Consider the following 4532-nt stretch of genomic DNA (forward strand, 5'->3'; position numbering starts at 1 on the left):
GGGAACGGTGCAGCTGGGAAACGATTACACGCTCGGTACCGTTGATTACGAAGGTACCGTTCTCAGTCATCAGAGGGATTTCACCCATGTAGACTTCTTGCTCTTTGATGTCCTTGATCGCTTTGTTCGACGATTCTTTGTCGAAAATGATCAGGCGCACTTTTACCCGCAAAGGTACGGCGTAAGTTACACCGCGCAATACGCATTCTTTGACATCAAATGCCGGTTCGCCCAGCTGCACCGTTNACATCAAATGCCGGTTCGCCCAGGCGATAACCGACGTACTCCAGCGCAGCATTGCCGGAGTAGCTGATGATCGGGAAAACGGATTTGAAGGCCGCATGCAGGCCCACGTCGCGGAACTGATCTTTAGTCGCTCCCGCTTGCAAGAATTCACGATACGAATCCAGCTGGATGGCCAGGAGGTACGGCACATCCATGACGTCCGGCAACTTGCTAAAGTCCTTGCGGATACGTTTTTTCTCAGTATATGAGTAAGCCATCAGCGTTCCCCAGCTTGGTCACCTGCTTGTTTGGCCCCTCCCGACGGAAGCAGCCAGAAAATCGTGCAAACCCCATGGTTTGCGCCACCGCATCGGGTGGTTATAGCTCGTTACCGGCACCGACCCAGTCGGCTGCCAATAACGGAAAAAGGCCGGTGGCAAGAGCCACCAGCCATCAGCCTTTCGCTTAACGCTCGGGCTGGAGGAGCAAAGTCGATGCTTACTTCAGCTCGACTTTAGCGCCTGCTTCTTCCAGAGCTGCTTTGGCTTTGTCAGCTGCTTCTTTGGCAACAGCTTCCAGAACCATGGCAGGAGCGCCGTCAACTACAGCCTTGGCTTCTTTCAGGCCCAGACCGGTCAGTTCACGTACAGCCTTGATCACGTTAACTTTCTTCTCGCCAGCTTCGGTCAGCATGACGTTGAATTCAGTTTGTTCTTCAACAACAGCGGCAGCAGCAGCTGGACCAGCAGCAGCAACAGCAGCGGTAACGCCGAAGGTTTCTTCCATTGCTTTGATCAGCTCAACAACTTCCAGAACGGTTTTCTGGCCGATTGCTTCGATGATTTGCTCGTTAGTCAGAGACATGACTATAAATTCCTGTATTGGGGTGACAGCCTACGCAGCCATCAAATTAAACATATGATTTGGAAAGGGCTTGCAGTGCCTTAGGCAGCAGCAGCTTCTTTCTGGTCGCGAACGGCCGCCAGAGTACGAGCCAGCTTGCTGGTAGCGCCTTGAATCACGCTCATCAGCTTCGCGATAGCTTCGTCGCGGGTCGGCAGCGAAGCCAACACATCGATCTGGTTTGCTGCGAGGAACTTGCCCTCGAACGCAGCTGCCTTGATCTCGAACTTGTCCTGACCCTTGGCAAACTCTTTGAAGATACGAGCAGCAGCGCCCGGATGTTCTTTCGAGAATGCAATCAGGGTCGGGCCTACGAACGCGTCGTTGAGCACGTCATACTGAGTGCCTTCAACAGCGCGCTTGAGCAGGGTGTTACGTACGACACGTACGTATACGCCAGCTTCGCGGGCCTCTTTACGGAGTCCGGTCATCGCGCCTACTGTTACGCCACGGGCATCAGCCACGACAGCGGACAGAGCGACTTTGGCAGCCTCGTTGACTTCAGCGACGATGGCCTTCTTGTCTTCGAGTTTAATTGCCACGGGTTTAACTCCTGCTTGTTACCGTTTCATCCAGCCGAGGCCGGATGTCGTTTTGGTGTCTGATTCGGTAAGGAACCGGGAGCACCATCTGCGTAGGCTTGAGGTTTAAGACTTGCGTCGCCTACGGTCTTGGATAGCCCCCGCCAGGCAGGGACCCCAATCTTTCCATTGGCGCAATCGCTTGCGCCAATCTTTGTCTTACGCGTCGAGCGAGCTTTGGTCGATGACCAGGCCTGGACCCATGGTGGTGCTCAGGGTAACGCGCTTGACGTAAATGCCTTTCGAAGAAGCTGGCTTGATGCGCTTCAGATCAGCGATCAGGGCTTCAACGTTTTCCTTCAGCTTGACGGCATCGAAACCGATTTTGCCAACGGAAGTGTGGATGATGCCGTTTTTGTCGGTGCGATAACGAACCTGACCAGCCTTGGCGTTCTTAACTGCGGTGGCTACGTCTGGAGTCACAGTGCCGACTTTAGGGTTAGGCATCAGACCACGTGGACCAAGGATCTGACCCAACTGACCTACAACGCGCATAGCATCCGGGGATGCGATCACTACGTCATAGTTCAGGTCGCCGCCTTTCATTTCGGCAGCCAGGTCATCCATACCTACGCGGTCAGCGCCGGCAGCCAGAGCGGCCTCGGCAGCTGGACCCTGGGTGAACACAGCAACACGAACGGTCTTGCCAGTGCCGTGTGGCAGCACAGTTGCGCTACGAACAACCTGGTCGGATTTACGTGGATCAACACCCAGGTTCACAGCAACGTCGAACGACTCGCTGAACTTGACAGTCGACAGCTCGGACAGCAGAGCAGCAGCGTCTACAAAGTTGTAGGCCTTGCCTGCTTCGATTTTGCCGGCGATAGCCTTTTGACGCTTGGTCAGCTTAGCCATTACACACCCTCCACGTTAAGGCCCATGCTACGAGCAGAACCGGCGATAGTACGCACGGCTGCGTCCATATCAGCTGCAGTCAGATCCGCGTTTTTGGTTTTCGCGATTTCTTCCAGCTGAGCACGGGTCACGGTGCCAACCTTAACGGTGTTCGGACGAGCGGAACCGCTAGTCAGACCAGCAGCCTTCTTCAGCAGAACCGAAGCGGGGGTGGATTTGGTTTCGAAAGTGAAGCTACGGTCGCTGTAGACAGTGATGATCACTGGAGTCGGCAGACCTGGCTCAAGACCCTGAGTACGGGCGTTGAAAGCCTTGCAGAATTCCATGATGTTCACGCCGTGCTGACCCAGAGCAGGACCAACCGGTGGGCTTGGGTTAGCCTGAGCGGCCTTCACTTGCAGCTTGATGTAAGCGGTAATCTTCTTGGCCATGAGGCACTCCAATTACGGGTTCAAACGCCTCGAAAGGCTCCCCGGTTACTTGCGCGTTTANACGCCTCGAAAGGCTCCCCGGTTACTTGCGCGTTTATCCCAGTGACGACAAAACCCCACAGCCTAGGGCTGCGGGGTTGGGATGCTTGCTCAGCTAGACCTTTTCGACCTGACTGAACTCTAACTCTACCGGAGTAGAGCGACCGAAAATGAGCACTGCCACTTGGATCCGGCTCTTCTCGTAGTTAACCTCTTCAACCGTGCCGGTAAAATCAGCAAACGGCCCGTCGTTGACACGTACCGACTCACCTGGCTCGAACAACGTCTTCGGTTTCGGCTTGTCGCTACCATCAGCAACACGACGCAGAATCGCTTCTGCCTCTTTATCTGTGATCGGCGCAGGCTTATCAGCAGTCCCACCGATAAAACCCATCACCCGAGGAGTATCCTTGACCAAGTGCCAAGTACCCTCATTCATGTCCATCTGAACCAGCACATAACCAGGGAAGAACTTACGCTCGCTTTTGCGCTTCTGGCCATTACGCATTTCAACCACTTCTTCAGTGGGAACCAGAATTTCGCCGAAGCCATCTTCCATGCCAGCCAGCTTTACGCGCTCGATCAACGAACGCATGACATGCTTCTCGTAACCCGAGTAAGCATGCACAACGTACCAACGCTTAGCCACGGGACACCCTTAGCCGACAATCAAGGAAACAAGCCAACCGAGCAGGGAATCGAGCCCCCACAACAGCAACGCCATAACCAGGACAACAGCCACAACAATCAATGTGGTCTGCGTGGTTTCTTGGCGAGTTGGCCATACGACTTTACGAATCTCGGTGCGAGCTTCCTTAACCAGTACAAAGAAAGACTTGCCCTTGACTGTTTGCAGGCCTACAAAGGCAGCTACGGCAGCAATGACAAGCAAAGCGAGTACACGGTACAGGATCGGCGAAGCAGAGTAATACTGATTGCCAACAACGCCAACAACCACCAAAGCGACTACTACAAGCCACTTGAGCAGATCGAAGCGAGAGCCTTGAGCTTCAGCTTTAGGAGTCATCTATGAAGATCCTGTGAAAAGAAAGCCAGACACACCGAGTGAATCTGGCAGGTCAGGAGGGAATCGAACCCCCAACCTACGGTTTTGGAGACCGTCGCTCTGCCAATTGAGCTACTGACCTAAAACAAAATCAGGCCGACCATTATGCCGGCCCGAAAAAGACATTACAACTATTTACTCGATGACTTTGGCTACGACGCCAGCGCCGACGGTACGACCGCCTTCACGGATAGCGAAACGCAGACCATCTTCCATCGCGATGGTTTTGATCAGAGTGACAGTCATCTGGATGTTGTCACCTGGCATTACCATTTCAACGCCTTCTGGCAGCTCGCAGTTACCAGTCACGTCAGTAGTACGGAAGTAGAACTGTGGACGGTAGCCTTTGAAGAACGGAGTATGACGACCGCCTTCTTCCTTGCTCAGAACGTAAACTTCTGCGGTGAACTTGGTGTGCGGCTTGACGGTGCC

At 54.0% G+C, this 4532-nt stretch carries 7 protein-coding genes, 1 tRNA gene and 1 pseudogene; all 9 read right to left on the reverse strand.

Annotation, left to right across the window (positions count from 1 at the left end; all coding sequences use genetic code 11):
* A pseudogene (rpoB, locus tag HCU66_RS26670) lies at positions 1-503 on the reverse strand (DNA-directed RNA polymerase subunit beta); the annotation flags it as partial.
* A gap of 220 nt (positions 504-723) precedes the next feature.
* Positions 724-1089 carry a 50S ribosomal protein L7/L12 gene (rplL, locus tag HCU66_RS26675; RefSeq protein WP_011063780.1) on the reverse strand — a complete coding sequence of 122 codons (366 nt, stop codon included), beginning with the start codon at positions 1087-1089 and terminating at the stop codon, positions 724-726.
* Positions 1090-1169: 80 nt separating this feature from the next.
* Positions 1170-1670 carry a 50S ribosomal protein L10 gene (gene rplJ / locus HCU66_RS26680; protein ID WP_085718231.1) on the reverse strand — a complete coding sequence of 167 codons (501 nt, stop codon included), beginning with the start codon at positions 1668-1670 and terminating at the stop codon, positions 1170-1172.
* 198 nt (positions 1671-1868) lie between these two features.
* The gene (gene rplA / locus HCU66_RS26685; protein ID WP_092205577.1) at positions 1869-2564 is read right to left on the reverse strand and encodes a 50S ribosomal protein L1; all 696 of its coding nucleotides are present in this window, start codon (positions 2562-2564) and stop codon (positions 1869-1871) included.
* Positions 2564-2995: a 50S ribosomal protein L11 gene (gene rplK / locus HCU66_RS26690; protein ID WP_003176435.1), complete on the reverse strand. Its 432-nt coding sequence runs from the start codon at positions 2993-2995 to the stop codon at positions 2564-2566. Before rplK ends, rplA begins: the two co-directional genes overlap by 1 nt.
* 154 nt (positions 2996-3149) lie before the next feature.
* Positions 3150-3683: a transcription termination/antitermination protein NusG gene (gene nusG, locus HCU66_RS26695; protein WP_007933727.1), complete on the reverse strand. Its 534-nt coding sequence runs from the start codon at positions 3681-3683 to the stop codon at positions 3150-3152.
* A 9-nt stretch (positions 3684-3692) separates the two neighbouring features.
* Positions 3693-4061 (reverse strand): preprotein translocase subunit SecE, encoded by a 369-nt coding sequence (gene secE / locus HCU66_RS26700; RefSeq protein WP_007896620.1) that lies wholly within the window; start codon positions 4059-4061, stop codon positions 3693-3695.
* 45 nt (positions 4062-4106) lie between these two features.
* A tRNA-Trp gene (locus HCU66_RS26705) sits at positions 4107-4182 on the reverse strand.
* Between the two features lie 53 nt (positions 4183-4235).
* Positions 4236-4532 (reverse strand): EF-Tu C-terminal domain-related protein (locus HCU66_RS26710; protein WP_461792167.1); only part of this gene is annotated, 297 nt, incomplete at its 5' end.

Source organism: Pseudomonas frederiksbergensis (genome assembly GCF_017114915.1).
Classification (GTDB): Bacteria; Pseudomonadota; Gammaproteobacteria; order Pseudomonadales; family Pseudomonadaceae; genus Aquipseudomonas; species Aquipseudomonas frederiksbergensis_I.

Coding starts and splice junctions, on each gene's coding strand:
- rplL (WP_011063780.1), bottom strand. CDS start 1,089: ATGTCTCTGACTAACGAGCAAATCATCGAAGCAATCGGCCAGAAAACC.
- rplA (WP_092205577.1), bottom strand. CDS start 2,564: ATGGCTAAGCTGACCAAGCGTCAAAAGGCTATCGCCGGCAAAATCGAA.
- rplK (WP_003176435.1), bottom strand. CDS start 2,995: ATGGCCAAGAAGATTACCGCTTACATCAAGCTGCAAGTGAAGGCCGCT.
- secE (WP_007896620.1), bottom strand. CDS start 4,061: ATGACTCCTAAAGCTGAAGCTCAAGGCTCTCGCTTCGATCTGCTCAAG.